This is a genomic window from Sneathiella sedimenti, from assembly GCF_017313765.1.
GTDB classification, from domain to species: Bacteria; Pseudomonadota; Alphaproteobacteria; order Sneathiellales; family Sneathiellaceae; genus Sneathiella; species Sneathiella sedimenti.
On the sequence record NZ_JAFLNC010000001.1, the window covers coordinates 885,765 to 902,012 of the forward strand.

Annotated in this window: 8 protein-coding genes and 1 riboswitch; of the genes, 4 read left to right on the forward strand and 4 right to left on the reverse strand. The window is 57.8% G+C overall.

The window, feature by feature from the left end; translation table 11 throughout:
* Positions 1 to 8 precede the first annotated feature (8 nt).
* The 3 genes from J0X12_RS04220 to J0X12_RS04230 all read left to right on the forward strand — a co-directional run bounded on the left by J0X12_RS04220 (position 9) and on the right by J0X12_RS04230 (position 11,537).
* A complete protein-coding gene (locus J0X12_RS04220; RefSeq protein WP_207042568.1) occupies positions 9 to 644 on the forward strand; it encodes a glutathione S-transferase family protein in 636 nt (211 codons plus the stop codon).
* Positions 645 to 768: 124 nt separating this feature from the next.
* Complete coding sequence (locus J0X12_RS04225) at positions 769 to 5,277, forward strand: MupA/Atu3671 family FMN-dependent luciferase-like monooxygenase (RefSeq protein ID WP_207042570.1); 4,509 nt, start codon at positions 769 to 771, stop codon at positions 5,275 to 5,277.
* A gap of 74 nt (positions 5,278 to 5,351) precedes the next feature.
* A complete protein-coding gene (locus J0X12_RS04230; protein ID WP_207042572.1) occupies positions 5,352 to 11,537 on the forward strand; it encodes a type I polyketide synthase in 6,186 nt (2,061 codons plus the stop codon).
* Here the strand turns inward: J0X12_RS04230 and J0X12_RS04235 are convergent.
* From J0X12_RS04235 to J0X12_RS04250, 4 genes are all read right to left on the reverse strand, one after another.
* Complete coding sequence (locus J0X12_RS04235; RefSeq protein WP_207042574.1) at positions 11,527 to 12,369, reverse strand: alpha/beta hydrolase; 843 nt, start codon at positions 12,367 to 12,369, stop codon at positions 11,527 to 11,529. The genes J0X12_RS04230 and J0X12_RS04235 overlap by 11 nt on opposite strands.
* Before the next feature lie 29 nt (positions 12,370 to 12,398).
* Positions 12,399 to 12,656, reverse strand: a complete 258-nt coding sequence (locus tag J0X12_RS04240) for a GlsB/YeaQ/YmgE family stress response membrane protein (RefSeq protein ID WP_207042576.1) — start codon at positions 12,654 to 12,656, stop codon at positions 12,399 to 12,401.
* Between the two features lie 206 nt (positions 12,657 to 12,862).
* Positions 12,863 to 13,954 carry a TRAP transporter substrate-binding protein gene (locus tag J0X12_RS04245; protein WP_207042578.1) on the reverse strand — a complete coding sequence of 364 codons (1,092 nt, stop codon included), beginning with the start codon at positions 13,952 to 13,954 and terminating at the stop codon, positions 12,863 to 12,865.
* On the reverse strand, positions 13,951 to 14,685 hold the full coding sequence (locus tag J0X12_RS04250) for a hydroxyethylthiazole kinase (RefSeq protein ID WP_207042587.1): 735 nt from the start codon (positions 14,683 to 14,685) through the stop codon (positions 13,951 to 13,953). The genes J0X12_RS04245 and J0X12_RS04250 overlap by 4 nt, the downstream gene beginning before the upstream one ends.
* Before the next feature lie 54 nt (positions 14,686 to 14,739).
* Positions 14,740 to 14,839, reverse strand: a riboswitch (TPP riboswitch).
* 172 nt (positions 14,840 to 15,011) lie between these two features.
* Between J0X12_RS04250 and J0X12_RS04255 the strand changes: the two genes are divergently transcribed.
* Complete coding sequence (locus J0X12_RS04255; RefSeq protein WP_207042588.1) at positions 15,012 to 16,223, forward strand: MFS transporter; 1,212 nt, start codon at positions 15,012 to 15,014, stop codon at positions 16,221 to 16,223.
* Positions 16,224 to 16,248: the final 25 nt, after the last annotated feature.

Sequence of the window (16,248 nt, forward strand, 5' to 3'; positions counted from 1 at the left end):
CAAAACGCATGATTGATCTTTATACTTGGGGCACGCCGAACGGCCGGAAAGTCTCCATCCTGCTGGAGGAGTTGGGGTTGCCCTATCAGGTTAAGCCGATCGACATTACGGCCGGGGATCAGAAAACGCCGGAGTTCCTCTCAATCTCGCCTAATGGCCGCATACCGGCGATTGTTGATCATGAAACGGGCATTGGGATGATGGAATCCGGGGCAATCATGCTCTATCTCTCAAAGAAGGCGGGGGGCAAGCTGGTTCCCTCCGATGAGGTGGGCTACTGGCAGATGATGGAATGGTTGATGTGGCAAATGGGCGGGCTTGGACCGATGGCCGGACAGGTGCACCATTTCGTTCGCTTTAATACAGGCAAGGCGCCATATGCGGAGGAACGCTATCTCAATGAAGCTAAACGGCTTTACGGCGTGCTGGACACGGCCCTTGCCGAACGTGACTATGTCGCGGGGGACTACAGCATCGCGGATATCGCGATCTGGCCGTGGATTTCAAGATTTGAGTGGCAGACAATTGATCTCAATCAATATTTGAATGTGAAGAAGTGGTACAACCGCATTGCGGGTCGTCCGGCGGTTCAGAAGGGGTATCACATTCCCCATTACGTCTCGGACATTCCAGAGCCGGACTAATGACGCGAATAACAAGGAAAAATTTCCGCCTGTTAAGGGTTATTAAACGGGTTATTTTTAAAGTGGCGTCAAGGAGTTCAGTAACATAACAAAAAGACGAAGGCGAAGGACCTGGTTTTAAAAAATGAACGGGCTATTCATTGGTGAAGGAACGCTTCTTGTTCAATGTGCCGAGGAGTTTCGGCGTGCCGGCGGAGAAATTTCTGCAATCCTGACCCGTGAACCTCGCGTTCGGGCCTGGGCGGAGGCGGAAGGTCTGCCGGTTTTTGATGATCCAAATGGCGATGGCCTTGAAACCCTCGCCTATGATTATCTGTTCAGTATCGTAAACCTGACAATATTCCCGCAGCATCTGCCCCAGCGTCCGCGCAAATTTGCCATCAACTTTTTTGACGGGCCCTTGCCGAAATATACTGGCGTCAATGTCACGTCCTGGGCGCTGATGAACGGGGAAACCTCCCACGCGGTTACCTGGCATGAAATGAAGGACACTCCGGATTCCGGCCGTATCCTGAAATCGCGCATGGTCGAGATTGCTCCAGACGAAACCTCCATGAGTCTCAACGCGAAATGTTACGAAGCCGGGCTCGCTTCCTTCACTGAATTGGTCGCGGAGTTGAAATCTGGCTCTGTCCACCCGCAGGAACAGGGTAGCGAAAAAACCCGCTATGACGCCGAGAAACGACCCGAAAATCTCGGCGCGCTTGATTTCACTAAGCCGGCGGCGGAGCTGGACCGGCTTGTCCGGGCGCTAGATTTCGGGACTTATGCCAACCCCTTGGGCGCGGCGAAACTCTGGACAGGGAAAGCCATTTCCCTGGTTGGCTCACTCACCATTCACGATGGCACGGCCGCCAACGCACCGGGACATGTGGTCGCGCTGGATGATGCCGGAATCACTATCTCCGCAAGCGATCATGACGTCACGCTTGGCGCGTTTCGCTGCCTCGCCGGGGAACCCCGCCATCCAAACGCCGTCGGCCTGCAGGTAGGATCGCAGATTCCCGCCCTCTCTCCGCTATCCGATGACGAAATCACATCGATCGCTAATGCCGAGCTTTACTGGCAAAGGTCTCTTGTCTCGGCACAGCCATTGCAATCCCCCTACCCGTCAAACCGGGATACAGCTTCCGGGGCGGTATCCGTCCCGCTTAACCTAAACCAACCTTTGAATGTGGACGAGGCCACGGCCGGCCTTCTTGTCTGGCATTCTCTCTTGATGGGGGCGAAAACGGTTTCCTGCGGTACGGACGCAGAAAACACGGTGCATCCCCTGATCGCGGAAAATCTGCTGGTCACGCTTCCCGTCGATGCGGCCTCAAGCGTTACGGAGACGATGCAGTCCTACGCCAAAATTAAGGCGGAAAGTGTGGCCGCAGGCCCACGCAGTGTAGACCTGATTGCGCGTCTGTCCGATCCTGCGGCGCGTGACGTCGCCTTGCGGTCGCTGAATATTGCCGTCACTACGGAAGAAGCGGCGGATGTCGATCTTCTGGGCGACCGTCTTCTGATCCTTGCGCTTGGGGAGAGCCCCCGCGTTATCGCCCGGACGGGGCTCTATGCGCGCGATATTCTTGCCGCCATTGGGCGGGATCTTTCGTTTTTCCTTAACGCCTTCGTTGCCAACAGGGAAGTTGCGCTGAAAGACCTCCCGCTGACCGATCCAAATGAGAAACAGGCCGGCATGGACGCCATGGGCGTCGATTATCCCCGTGACAAACGTATTCATGACGTAATCCGCGAACAGGTTGCGAAAACACCGGATGCCATCGCGCTCAAAGCAGATGCGGATGTGCTGACCTATGCGGAACTGGAGGCGCGCACGGATGCGCTCGCCGCCGCTCTTGCAGCTCGTGGCGCGGGACGGGGTGTGATTGTCGGAATATGTCTCGAACGATCGACCGACTTGATCGTTTCTTTGCTCGCGATCCTGAAAACCGGGGCGGCCTACCTGCCGCTCGATCCCGCCTATCCGGCGGAACGTGTCGCCTTCATGATAGAGGATAGCAACGCGCCGCTGATTGTGGCCAGCCCGACGACCGAGTTCAAGTTCCGGCTCGATCCGAAAAAGATCGTCTATCCGGACGCGACGGAGAGTGATTTCACCCAACCCGCCGGTGAGCCGTCCGATCTCGCCTATATGATGTACACCTCTGGCTCGACCGGCACGCCGAAGGGTGTGATGTTGACCCATCGGAACATTGTCAATTTCTTCACCGGCACCGACCTGACCGTGCCCCATGACGGGGAGGTCCGGCTGCTCGCCATTACGTCAGTTTCCTTTGATATTTCCGTGCTGGAGATTTTCTGGACGCTGGCGCGCGGTTTCACCATCGTGCTGCAAACGGATGGAGCCGCCTCGACTGCGGTTCCAGGTTTCAGCCTGTTCTACTTTGCCTCGGAAGCCGCGGGAAGCGGGCCGGAGGCCTATCGTCTCCTGCTGCAGGGCGCGAAATTCGCCGATGACAACGGATTCGAAGCGGTCTGGACGCCAGAGCGGCATTTCCATGCCTTTGGCGGCCTCTACCCCAATCCGGCAGTGAGCTCCGCCGCGGTTGCGGCGACGACAAAGAATATCGATATCCGCGCTGGCTCCTGCGTGCTGCCGCTGCATAATCCTGTGCGGGTCGCGGAAGACTGGGCGCTGGTGGATAATATTTCCGGCGGGCGTGCGGGGATCGCGATTGCCAGCGGCTGGCAGCCGAATGACTTTGTGCTGCAACCGGAGAATTTCGAGAATCGCAAGGATGTGATGCTGGACGGCATCGACACACTGCGCAAGCTCTGGCGCGGCGAGAGTATCAAGCTCCCAAATCACAAGGGAGAGGAGATCGAGGTTGCCACCCTTCCGCATCCGGTGAAAGGCGACATTCCCCTTTGGCTGACGGCGGCAGGGAACCCCGAAACCTTCGCCGCGGCGGCCAGAAAAGGCTGCTATGTGCTGACCCATCTGCTCGGACAAAAGTTTGAGGATGTGGCCGAGAAAATCCGCGCCTATCGCATGGCCTGGCGCGAGGCCGGTCATCCCGGTAACGGTAAGGTCTCCCTGATGCTACATACCTTTGTGGGTGAGGATGAAGATCAGGTGCGCGAAACCGTGCGTGCGCCAATGAAGGGATATCTCAAAAGCTCGGTCGATCTTCTCCGCCGGGCGTCCTGGAGCTCCCCGACCTTCAAGCAGAAGGCTGACGCAACGGGTTTGACGCCCCAGGAAGTCTTTGAAAAACAGGAACTTACAGAAGAAGAGACAGACGCGCTCCTTGATCATGCATTTGAACGCTATTATCAGACGAGCGGCCTGTTCGGAACCCCAGACAGCTGTCAGGAGTTGGTGCGGGAAATCGCCCGCATGGGTGTCGACGAGATCGCCTGCCTGATTGATTTTGGCGTCGATACGGATATGGTGCTGGCGCATCTCCCTTATATCAATGACCTGAAGAACAATCTGCTGGCCGAAGGCGGGGTGGCCCGCCAGGCCTCCGTCGCGGAGCAGATTGTCGAGCATGATATCACCCATTTCCAATGCACGCCGTCAATGGCGTCCTTCCTGGTGGCCGAGCAGGCCGGACGGACCGCGCTTGGCAAACTCGATGTGATGATGGTCGGCGGGGAGGGGTTCCCGCCCGATCTTGCGCGGAATTTGCGCTCCCATCTCAAGGGAACCTTGCTTAATATGTACGGAACGACAGAAACGGCTGTCTGGTCATCGGTCGCGAACCTCAAAACAGTAGGCGAGACGATCCCCCTTGGCGAGGCGATTGCCAACACAATCTATTCTGTACGCAATGAATTCGGCCAGGCGCTGCCGAGCGGTGTTGCCGGGGAGCTCTGGATTGGTGGCGATGGTGTTGCGGACGGATACTGGAACCGCAAAGAACTGACGGCGGAGCGTTTCCTCGATACGGCGGAAGGACGTTTCTACCGGACCGGCGACCTGGTTCGTCATATGCCGGACGGCCGGCTTGAGTTCCATGGTCGCATGGACAATCAGGTCAAGGTACGCGGCCACCGGATCGAGCTTGGCGAGATCGAGGCAAAACTCGGCTCCCTGGACGAGGTGAAGGACGCTGCCGTCACCGTGTTCGAGACGGGCGATAGTGATAAACGCCTTGTTGCCTTCGCGACAACCGCGCCGGGACATAAGATCGACCCGCAGGAAGTGCGTCGGAAACTCGGCGCCATGCTCCCGGAATTCATGACGCCGTCCCAGGTGATCGTGCTCGAAGTGATGCCGCAGACACCGAACGGCAAAATCGACCGCAAGGCACTGCCGAAACCGCAAGGGCAGGCGAGTGTTGCGACGGAGGCGGCCCAGAGCGATACGGAAGCCGCGATTGCCAAAATCTGGTGCGAGGCGCTTGGTCTTGCCGAGGTAGGCGTGACTGAAAATTTCTTTGATCTTGGCGGGCATTCCCTTCTGGTGGTGCAGGTGCAGCGGCGGTTAAAGGAATTGTTCGACAAGGAAGTTGCCATTACGGACATGTTCCGCTTCTCCACAATACAGGCACTGGCCCGTCACCTCGATGGCGGTGGCACAGCAGAGGGAGAATCGACGGCAGCCATGCGCGGTGCCCAACGGGCAGCGGCGCGGCGCGCCCGCATGACACGACGAACCGGGACGACTGTACAGTAACTTCGATTTTTGGCAGGATATAGACCTGTCACAATGAACGACACCGCCGAATACGGCGGGAATGAGCGGAAGTAATGACAGAGAGCAATGAGGGAATTCAGGCTTCTGAGAGGATCGCTATTGTCGGCATGGCAGGGCGATTTCCGTCTGCGCGTTCTGTTGCGCAGCTTTGGAATCTGCTGGCAAACGAACGTATCGGCACGCGCTGGTTCACCGATGAGGAAATGCTTGAAAACGGCGTCAGCCCTAAGGAGCTGGCTAATCCCAATTATGTGAAGGCGGCCAACTACCTTTCCGACATGGAATGCTTTGATGCCGGTTTTTTCGGTTTTTCCCCGCGCGAGGCCTCAATCCTTGATCCGCAGCACCGCCATTTTCTTGAATGCGCGTGGGAGGCCTTCGAGGATGCAGGTCATATGCCCGAGAATTTCGACGGACGTATCGGCGTTTTTGCGGGCTCCGGCATGCAGGCTTATTTGCCATATAATCTGCTCACCAATCCCGATCTCGTGGAGGAAATCGGTCTGTTCCTGCTCCGGCATACGGGCAATGACAAGGATTTTCTCACCACCCGCCTGTCCTATCTTCTGAATCTGCAGGGCCCCTCCGTCGCGATCCAGACGGCCTGTTCCACCTCGCTCGTCGCGGTGCATCAGGCCGCGGCCAGCCTCCTTTCCATGGAGTGTGACATGGCCATTGCCGGCGGCGTGACGGTGGAGCTGCCGCATCGCCACGGCTATAAATTCGCCGAGGGGGAAATCCAGTCGCCGGATGGCCTTTGTCGCCCGTTTGATAATGACAGTGAGGGAACCGTATTTGGCTCCGGTGCGGCACTTGTGGTCCTGCGCCGGCTAGAGGATGCCCTGGCCGATGGCGATGACATCAAGGCGGTGCTGATCGGCTCTGCGGTAAATAACGATGGCGCACAGAAGGCGGGATATCTTGCTCCCAGCGTCGACGGCCAGGCGGAGGCGGCGGCCGAGGCCCTCGCCATTGCCGGTGTCCCGGCGGAAACGGTCAGCTATATCGAGGCGCATGGCACGGGAACACCGGTCGGCGACCCGATCGAGCTTGCGGGGCTGTCGCAGGTGTATGGTGAAGGCGGAACAGGGTTTTGCGGGATCGGGTCGGTCAAGAGCAATATCGGCCATCTTGATACGGCGGCAGGCACCACCAGCTTGATCAAGGTGGTGGAGGCGCTGCGCCATGAAATCTTGCCGGCCTCGCTCAACTACAAAACACCGAACAGCCGGTTTGATATTGCAAACAGCCCCTTTTATGTGGTGGCGGAGACCAAACCCTGGCCGCGCGGCTCTATTCCGCGGCGCGCCGGGATCAATTCACTCGGGGTCGGCGGCACGAATGCCCATGCGATAATCGAGGAGGCCCCGCTTCGCCCCGTCGTTACCCATGCGGAAAGCTGGCGGTTGTTTCCCTTTTCGGCGCGGGACAGGAAGGCGCTGGATGGCCTTCAGGAGAAATGGCGGGATTTTGCTGCGTCGCCGGAAATGCCCGAGCTTGCCGACGCTGCCTTTACGTTGCGCCATGGCCGCCGTGAGTTTTCCGAGCGTCGGGTCCTTGTCGCGAAAAGTGTGGAGGACCTTAAAGCAGGGCTCTGGAACGACCAGCCCGATCATGTTGCCGAAGGAAGCGTTGGCACCGGTAAGGCAGAAGTGGTGTTCATGTTTCCGGGCGGTGGCGCACAGTACCCAGGCGCAGGCGCGGGGCTGCTTGCAAGTTCCGATGCGTTCCGGGTGGCGGTTGATGAGTGTTTTGCACAGATGCCGGCCGACGCGCCCGCCGATCTTCGCAGCGTCATGTTCGAGAAAACCCTCGGGGATGCAGAGGCGCGCGGCAAGATGGAGATGTCGGGTTACGCCATCCCGGCGCTGTTTGTGCTGGAGTATGCCTACGCCACGATGTTCAGGAGCTGGGGCGTGGAACCCGCCGCTGTTCTCGGTCATAGTGCAGGCGAATATGCGGGGGCTGTGATCGCCCGGGTGATGTCGGTTGCTGACGCGCTTAAAATTGTCGTCTGGCGCGGCAAGGTGATGGATGCAGCCGCTGCTGGCGCAATGAGTATTATTCCTGCACCGCGCGAAAAAGTGTCGGAACTGATCGGTGATCAACTGGATATCGCGGCGCTCAATGCGCCGGACCTCTGTGTGGTATCCGGCGAGGTTGCAAGAATTGACGCGCTGGAGAGTGAGCTTAAGGGAACGGAATATGAAGCGACGCGGGTGCGTATCAATGTTGCTGCCCACAGTCGGATTCTCGATGACCAGCTTGATAATTTCCGCAAAGGCATTCAGGGTATCCAGCTAACAGAGCCGGAAATTCCCTTTGTGTCCACCTTGCGTGGCAACTGGCCGAAAAACGGCGACTTCTCGACCATCGATTACTGGGTTGACCATCTGCGTCATACAGTCCGCTTTGCCGATGCGATCGAAACCGTGCTGCAAAAGCCGAACCGTATCCTGCTGGAAGTGGGACCGGGACAGACACTCGGACCGCTTGCGGAGATGTGCCGGGCGGAGAATGATCCGCTGGCTGTGATTTCCTCGGGCCGTCCACCCAAAGACGTGGATGACGACATGGCGCATGCACTAGTGGCGGCAGGACATATCTGGACCGTTGGCGGGACACTTGACTGGGAAAAGCTGCCAGGTGCCGAGGGCAGGCGCGTCTCCCTGCCAACCTACTCTTTCGCGCGCGATCGCCACTGGATCGAGCCGGGGGTTGGCGGCGCGGTCAATGCCGAGGACGCGGAGAGCGCAAATGCCGTTCATCTTACCCGGCAGGAAAATACTGACGACTGGTTCGTTACGAAAAGCTGGAAATTTGCGCCGATCCCGCCCGCCGAGCCACGCCATGGTAGCCACTGGCTCCTCTTTCATGGCGGGGATCCGGTCTCGGATGCCCTTGTCGCCGAACTGTCCGAACGGCGGGAGGATGTGATCATCGTTCGGCCTGGCGATGAATTCCGAAAAGAGGCGGGCGGATATCGCCTCGCGGCAAACGTGGCGCAAGATTATGATGCACTCTTTTTTGATCTCGCGGTCATGCCGAGTCATATTATTCATGCCTGGCCAATGGCGGCGGCAGCGGACGGTCAGGAAGGGTTGTTCGACAGTGCCTTTTGCCTCGCCCGAGCCATACAGTCTGCTGATCCGGCCGAAGATTTACGCCTGACCTTTATCGGAAGTGGGGGCTTTTCCGTCGCCGGGGAGCCGATCCCCTATCCGGCGCTTGGCACCCTGATCGGGCCAGTTCGCGTGGCGCCCCGGGAAGTTCCGGGCTTGAGCGCCCAGTATATAGACCTGGAAACGGCGGAAGACCCGGTCTGGGCTGCGCGGGCGATCCTTGATGAACAGGGCGGAACCACCGCGGACGACTGCATCGCTTTCCGCGGGCGTCAACGCTATGCGCAGCAACTGGACTCCCTGCCGGTTACAACGTCGGATGCCTTGCCCAAGCGGGTGAAAGAGGGTGGTCGGTATCTGATTACCGGTGGCGCGGGAGGTATCGGATTGGAACTCGCGCACTATCTTGGAACAGCGGCGAAAGCAAAAGTCGCCCTGATTGGCCGGAAGGAAATGCCCGATCGGCGCGAGTGGGAAAAGGTCATTGAGACAGCGCCGTCTTCACGGGAGGCGGCGGCCCTGAAAACCGCACTGGCAATTGAAGCTGCGGGCGGCAAGCTGCTGTATCTGTCTGCGGATGTTTCGGACAAGCCGGCGTTAAGTAGGGCCCTTGAGAAGATCAAGGCGGACATTGGCGGCCTCGACGGGGTGTTCCACGGAGCCGGTATCATGGATGATGCGCCGATGCTCGGGAAAAGTCTGGAAGACACCCATCATGTGCTCGCCCCGAAAGTGGAGGGCGGGGAAAATCTGTCGGCCCTGCTGCCGCCCGGCAAACTTGATTTCTTTGCGGTTTTTTCCTCCACCTCGGTCATTACGGCCCCGCCGGGTCAGGTTGATTACGTCGCAGCAAACAGCTATCTGGAAAGCCTCGCCGCGTCGCGCGCCGATGGTATCGCGATTTCCTGGGGAGTCTGGCGTGATGTCGGGATGGCCGCCCGCGCCTATCGTAGTCAGGAAGTGGGTGTGGCAGGCGCGCATCCTCTTCTAGGTCCGATCGAGACGGATGACAACGGAACTCTTTCTTTTACATGCTATTACGATCCGGCTGATCTTTGGGTTCTCGCCGAGCATGTGGTCGGTGGCGTTCCCGTTTTGCCGGGTACAGCCTATATCGAGATCGTCCGCGCCGCGATGGAACAGGCCGCGCCCGGGCGCAAATGGGAAATCCAGTCTCTCTCCCTGTTAAGCCCGATGATATTTCCGGATGGAGTTCGGGCGCGCGTTGTCGTCACCCTGACCCCGACAGACCGTGGGTATGACTTCCAGGTACAAAGCAGTGCCTCGGCGGAGGCGCCGCTGATCGAGCATTGCCGTGCCAATCTCATGTTGAAACGGTTGACGGATCGCAAGTTGCCCGCGGGCCTTCAGGCGCCCGCAAATATGTCCGTCTCCGAAAACAGCGGCCAGGATTCGCAAGAGGAGCTGATTGATTTTGGTCCGCGCTGGGATAATGTCGGGGAGATTCGCGTTGGCGCCCAGATTGTCGAGGCGGACTTTGCCCTGCCAGAAGCATATCTCGCAGACCTCGAAACCTATGCGGCCCACCCGGGGCTGACGGATACGGCGGCGACGATCGGGCTCAATCTGCTGGCAGACGTTGGCACCGAGGGCGCGTTCTATGCGCCAATGTCCATCGACCGCCTGCGTATTCTGAGACCCTTAACGCCCCGCTTTGTTGCGCGGGCGCGTCTGGTTGCGGAGACACCGGGACGGTTCGCAAGCTTCGATGTCGTCTTTTCTGATGAGAAGGGCGCGCCGCTCATGATTCTGGAGGGGTTCGCGCTCAGTCGCGTTGAAGGCACCAGCTTCGACACCGCGCGCGCGCCGGAACAGCTCGTTGATATCATGATTGCACAAGGCATTGCCGCGGAAGATGCGCCTGCGGTATTCCGCCGGGTCCTTAATTCAGATGCGAAAACGATCGTTGTCTCGCCGACGTCAATGACGGATATTGCCCGCGAGATGGCGCGGATCGGGGCGCAACGGCGGAAAAAGTCTGACGGAGCGCGCAAAGAACAAGCCGGCAGCCAGACAGCATATGCCAACTCGGTCGAGGAAAAAATTGCTGAATTCTGGTCCGATCTTCTCGGCGTGGACCAGGCAGAACCGGATGCCGACTTCTTTGATCTGGGCGGCCATTCGTTGGCCGCGGTGCGCCTTTTCGCGAAAATTCGCAAAGAATATGACACGGATCTGCCACTTGCCACCTTGTTCCAGGCGCCAACATTGCGCCTCCTCTCGGAGATGGTGATTTCCAAAGGCGGTATCGATATTGAGATGTCGGCAGGCTCCGACACCGTAACGGTTACAGATAGTGATTCAGACTGGTCGCCCCTGGTTCGGATCAAGAAGGGAGCACCGCAAGTAAAGCCTCTCTATCTGGTCCATGGTGCGGGCGGCAATGTTCTCAATTTCAGGTCGCTCTCTGGCTATATCGATTCCAAGATACCTTTCTATGCTTTACGCGCCCTTGGCTCGGACGGCGAACCGGAAATTCACGAAACAATTGAGGAGATGGCGAGTTGCTACGTTGCCGCGATTCTTAAGAGCCAGCCAGAGGGGCCGTATAATCTCGCCGGCTATTCCGGTGGCGGGGTGATTGCCTTTGAAATGGCGCAGCAGTTGCGCGCAGCCGGGCACGAAGTGGGTCACCTGATCTTCTTCGATACTCTCGCGCCGGACATCGACCCGCAACCGGTCAGTATTCTAGAGAAAATATGGACAGCACGTCACTGGAGCCTGGGATTCGCCCTCAAATGGCCAATCCGGAAATGGCAGAGTCGCTCTGCCGGACGTGAAATGGCGCAAATCGCTGAGCTACTTGCAAAGGGGGAGAAAATCCCCGACGAGCTAGTTGGCCAGCGGATGACCAGCGCCTATCTCACGGCGGAAAGCCGTTATCGACCTGCGGATTACCCTGATGATGTTCTGCTGTTTAAAGGCAGACAGGCGAGCATGGACTTCCTGCGAGCCGGCCCGCACCTCGGCTGGGATAAATTCGTTTCCGGAAATATTGAGGTAATGATTTTCGACTGCGATCACTTCAACATGATGATCGATCCAACAATCAGCGAGATCGGCAAGATTCTGAACGAGTTGCTGCTTAATCGGTGAACTTAGCGTCCGGAACATGAACCCGGTAGAAGGCGAGACTGTCCTCTATCAGTCCCTGATCCGCGAGATTGACGTGCGTCCCGTCGGTATAGGTTCTGAATTGTTTTGGCTCGTTTGCAGCGTCAAAGAGTCGCCGGGCAGAGGTGATCCGAATGGCGTCGTCCTGTTCGCCATGCAGCATGAGAATCGGCGCCTTTACCGCGCCAATGCGGTCTATTGAATCATACCGTTCCTGTGTCATGAGACGGCAGAACGGGAGGCCATAATATTTATCCGTGAAATAATCGCAGAAACGGGCGTAGGCTGCCTCCAGGGTCAGGGCGGCGACGGGGCGCTCTGCCGCGAGCCGAACAGAAATCCCGGTTCCAAGGCTGTATCCATGGGCAATACGCCGGGTTTCGGGGATTTCAACCTTCATCAATATGTCAAGCTGGTCATACAGGGCGCGGGCGTCGGCGGCAAAAGCCTCCTCTGACGAGGTCCCCGTCTTGCCGCTCGATCCGCGATAGACGAGGGCGGCGACCCCGTACCCTTTTTCCAGAAAGGGTTTCAATCGGCTGACGGACGGCCCGATTGACGTGAAATTTCCCATGAAATAGAGAATAACCGGCGCTTTTCCTTGTGGCGGCTTGATCCAGGCGGCTATTTCCGTCCCATCCTCCGAGGGAAAGGCCACTTCTTGAACGCCCTCAAGTCCATAGTTTTCCGGGCCATCCGTCGACTGACCAAACTGGTAGATGGATTTATAGAAAAAGTGCATCCCGACAAAGCCGCCGATGACAGCAAGGACAATAAGCCCACCGATGAGTATGAGACCATTCTGGAAGGACATGGAAGTTTCCAACGCGATTTACGGCTGCGTCAGCCTCGAGATTTGATGAGCTTGATGATGAACAGGAACAGCACAGCGCCGATCGTTGCGTGGATGATGGCACCGAGAATACCGCCGCCGATGTCAATGCCGACTTGTGGCAGGATGAACCCGGCAAGAAAGGCACCGATGATGCCAACGACGATGTTGCCGATCAGGCCGAAACCGAAGCCCTTTATGATCAGCCCAGCCAGCCAGCCGGCCACTGCACCGATTAGCAAGAAGATGAGAAGACTTTCCAATCCCATGACGATTCACCTCTTTCAAAATTCCCGCCTTCCCTCATTAGGACGGGAGTTCGGGCAAGTGTCAAGAGTGATTTCCGTGCCTGAACAAAGGCTTTGAGGCAACCATTATGGTGTTAAAAATTCACGACCCCGCACAAACCTATACCATAATGGTATCGTATTTAGCTTAATCGCTTTTCGGGATCACCATAGTGGTTAGGGGAACCTCAGGAATCGCGGGCGGCAAAAAAGGCCTGACGGCTGACCCGCGACCAGCTTTCGGACAGCGCGAGCGCGGTGCGATAGGAGGAAAGAACCTCCTCCGCCATCGGATCTCCGGCCACGAACTTATCCAGCAGACCCGGAGTCAGCTCTCGCGCACGCGCTAAAAGATCCTTTGGAAACTCGCGCAAGTTCACCTTCTTATTCTGCACCAGGTCATCGAGGGCGCGGCCGTTTTCCCAATCAGATTCCGAGAGCCCGATGGCGTTTTCGGACTGGCAGGCATTGGCGACAACCGCTTTCAGGTCTCCGCTCAATTCTTCAAACGCGGTGCGATTGACAAGGCATTCTGCGGTTCCGTTCGGCTTGTTGAAGGACGGCCAGTAATAATAGGGCGCGGCCTTGTAAAAACCGAAAGCCCGGTCACTCCAGGGCCCAAGAAACTCGGCGGCATCAATCAGGCCGTTCTGCAGCCCGGGAAAAATATCGCCGGGCGCCAAGAGCACGGCCGTCGCCCCCAGTTCTTCGAACAGATCCCCGCCAAGGCCCGCGCTGCGGATCTTCACGCCCCTTATATCGTCCAGCGACGTGATTTCCTTCTTGAACCAGCCGCCCATCTGTATGCCCGTATTTCCGGCCATAAACGGTTTGATATCAAAGGGTTGATAGAGTTTGTCCCAAAGCTCCTGCCCGCCGCCCTGATTGACCCAGGCCATATGCTCCAACGCGGTCAGGCCAAAGGGAACCGTGGTAAAGAAGACGCTTGCTTTCGCCTTGCCCTGCCAGAAGAAGGACGCGGTATGGCCAAGCTCCGCCGTGCCGCCACCGACCGCTCCGAAAACCTCCAGTGCCGGGACGAGTTCACCGGCGGCATAAAGCTTAACCGAAAGCTTTCCGTCACTCATGGCGGTGATACGGTCCGCGAGGCGTTGGGCTGTCACGCCGACACCGGGCGCACCTTTTGGCCATGAGGTGACCATCTTCCATTGCCTCTTTCCGCTGGCAAGTGCGGGCGCGGGGAAGAGGCCGGCACTCGCAACGCCAACACTGGAGGCGGCAAGAAATTTTCGGCGGGAGAATGGTTGTTTCGTCATCATTCCTTCCTTTCCTGAAGGCTGGATTGGCTAATCTGGTATATTTGGTCGAGGATCAGGGCGGCGAAGGTGCCCGGGCCCGCCGCTTGCGTGGCGGCTTTTTCTCCGGCCTCGCCCAGAAGAGAAAGGCCCGCGGCAACCGCCTGCAGTCGTTTTTCCGGCGGGACGATAGCGAGACACGCACCGAGCAAAGCTGTCCCGGCGCAGCCGATACCCGTAACCAGACTCATCAGTTCGTGCCCGCCCTCTACAGTGATTTCCATGTTGCCGTCGGTGACGATATCGGTTACGCCTGTCATGGCGACGATGGCTCCGGTTTTCCGCGCAAGTTCGGCGGGACTTCCACCCAAAAGCGCAATCTCCCCTTTATTTCCGCGGATCAGTGCCGGGCCCAGTGAGAGGAGTTCTTTCGCATAGGCGGCGCGCGGCCGTGAACGGTCAATAAAAACAGGGTCAAATATCCAGGGAATGTTGTTGTCTCGCGCCGCGGCGATGGCGGCCTTGATCGAGGTTTTCAGGTCCCCGTCCAAGGTTCCAATGTTGACAAGAAGGGCGTCTGCGCTTTTCGTGAAATCCGCGACCTCGGCAATATCCGACGACATGGACGGAATGGCCCCGACGGCAAGCAGCGTATTTGCGGTCAAGGCCTGTACCACCGTATTGGTAAGGCAGTGAACAGCCGGACGGCGGATTTTCATTTCCTGCAAGAGCTGTTTAGATATGTTCTCGTGCATACCGTCATTCTTCCTTTCGTTCGTTGAAGGGAAGGGCGCGATGTGCATTTATTACGATGAACCGGCCTCAATTCCCTCCGCCGGTGCTAACCGGATCAGGTTCTGCGGGTCAGCGAATGCTTCTCAGCCTCTAAAGGCACCCCGATGAGCAGTTGCTATATTAGGACTTTTGACTCGCAATGCAATGCGAAAATGGGAACAATTTTCCTAACACGACAAGGTAGAAAAACTATTGTGACAGACCGTTTGTCATTATGATAAATTAGGCGGATAATAAAAAGCGCGGTTACCGACCGGCGGTAGCGCCCCAGAACAGGATAAGTTCCGTGACCCAGCAGCAAATGCGGTTTACCTTTCTTAATTTTGGTCACTTTATTGATCATCTGTTTATGCTGATTTTCGCAAAGGCGGCGTTCAGCGCGGGGCTGTTTTTTGGACTTGCCGAGGATGGTGCGTATGCGGAAATGCTGCCCTATGGCATTCCCTCCCTTATCCTTTTCGGCGCCGGGGCGCCAATTGCCGCTCATCTGGCCGACAAATGGAACCGTGTCGGCATGATCACGGTCTTTTTCATCGGGATTGGTCTTTCCGCCATTGGCACCAGTTTTGCCCGATCCCCGATCGAAATTGCCCTTGGCCTGGCCGCAATCGGACTGTTTGCATCGATTTATCACCCGGTGGGCCTGGCGATGGTGGTTCAGGGCGGCGGCCGGGTTGGTTGGCGCGTCGGGATAAACGGGGTCTGGGGCAATATGGGCGTTGCCGCCGCGCCCCTGATTACGGGGTTTATCCTCGCGGACTATAATTGGCAGCTTGCCTTTATCCTTCCGGGAATCGTCGCCATTCTGACCGGTATCGGCTTTTACATGTTCGCCCGTCGGGGCGGCGCGCGGCCGCCTGCCTTTCCCGCCGGGGAAAAGGAAATTGTCGGTTTCGCTCCGGGATGGAAGCGGGCCCTGATCGCCATCGCGCTGGTCACTTCTGCTGGCGGGTTTGTCTTTGGTACCATGACCTTTGTCATCCCGCGGATGTTTGAAGTCAGCCTGCCGGATGTCACCTCAAACATCGCAACGACAGGGCTGCTGGCAGCACTGGTTTATGCGATTGCCGCTTTTGCCCAGCTTGTGGTCGGTCGTTTGATTGATAAATACCGGATCAAGCCGGTACTGTTCATTATTGCACTGGCGCAGCCTGTCCTGATCGGGATTATGGCGACGCAGGTGAACTATGCGCTGTTCTTTGCGACCCTGCTCGCCATGGCCTTCGTCTTTGGACAAATTCCGATTACCGATACCGTTATCTCGCGTTATGTGCCGGATGCATGGCGGGCAAAAGTCATGTCCGTCAAGCTGCTGCTCAATCTGGTGATTGGCGCGCTGTCCCTGCTGGCAGCACGCTATATCCTGGAGGCGGGGGCCGGTTTCTCTGGCGTGATTACCGTTGTCGCCATTGTTGCCGCGCTTATTTCTCTGGCCGCACTTCTTCTGCCGGGGCGTGTCCGCCGGACCCTACAACAACGGGTCAGCCCTGCTGAATAAGAACGATACCGGCGTTTGCGGGGCA

Excerpts from the sequence above, each read along its gene's own strand:
- J0X12_RS04240 (WP_207042576.1), bottom strand. The coding sequence starts at position 12,656 with ATGGGATTGGAAAGTCTTCTCATCTTCTTGCTAATCGGTGCAGTGGCC.
- J0X12_RS04230 (WP_207042572.1), top strand. The coding sequence starts at position 5,352 with ATGACAGAGAGCAATGAGGGAATTCAGGCTTCTGAGAGGATCGCTATT.
- J0X12_RS04225 (WP_207042570.1), top strand. The coding sequence starts at position 769 with ATGAACGGGCTATTCATTGGTGAAGGAACGCTTCTTGTTCAATGTGCC.
- J0X12_RS04220 (WP_207042568.1), top strand. The coding sequence starts at position 9 with ATGATTGATCTTTATACTTGGGGCACGCCGAACGGCCGGAAAGTCTCC.
- J0X12_RS04250 (WP_207042587.1), bottom strand. The coding sequence starts at position 14,685 with ATGCACGAGAACATATCTAAACAGCTCTTGCAGGAAATGAAAATCCGC.
- J0X12_RS04245 (WP_207042578.1), bottom strand. The coding sequence starts at position 13,954 with ATGATGACGAAACAACCATTCTCCCGCCGAAAATTTCTTGCCGCCTCC.
- J0X12_RS04235 (WP_207042574.1), bottom strand. The coding sequence starts at position 12,369 with ATGTCCTTCCAGAATGGTCTCATACTCATCGGTGGGCTTATTGTCCTT.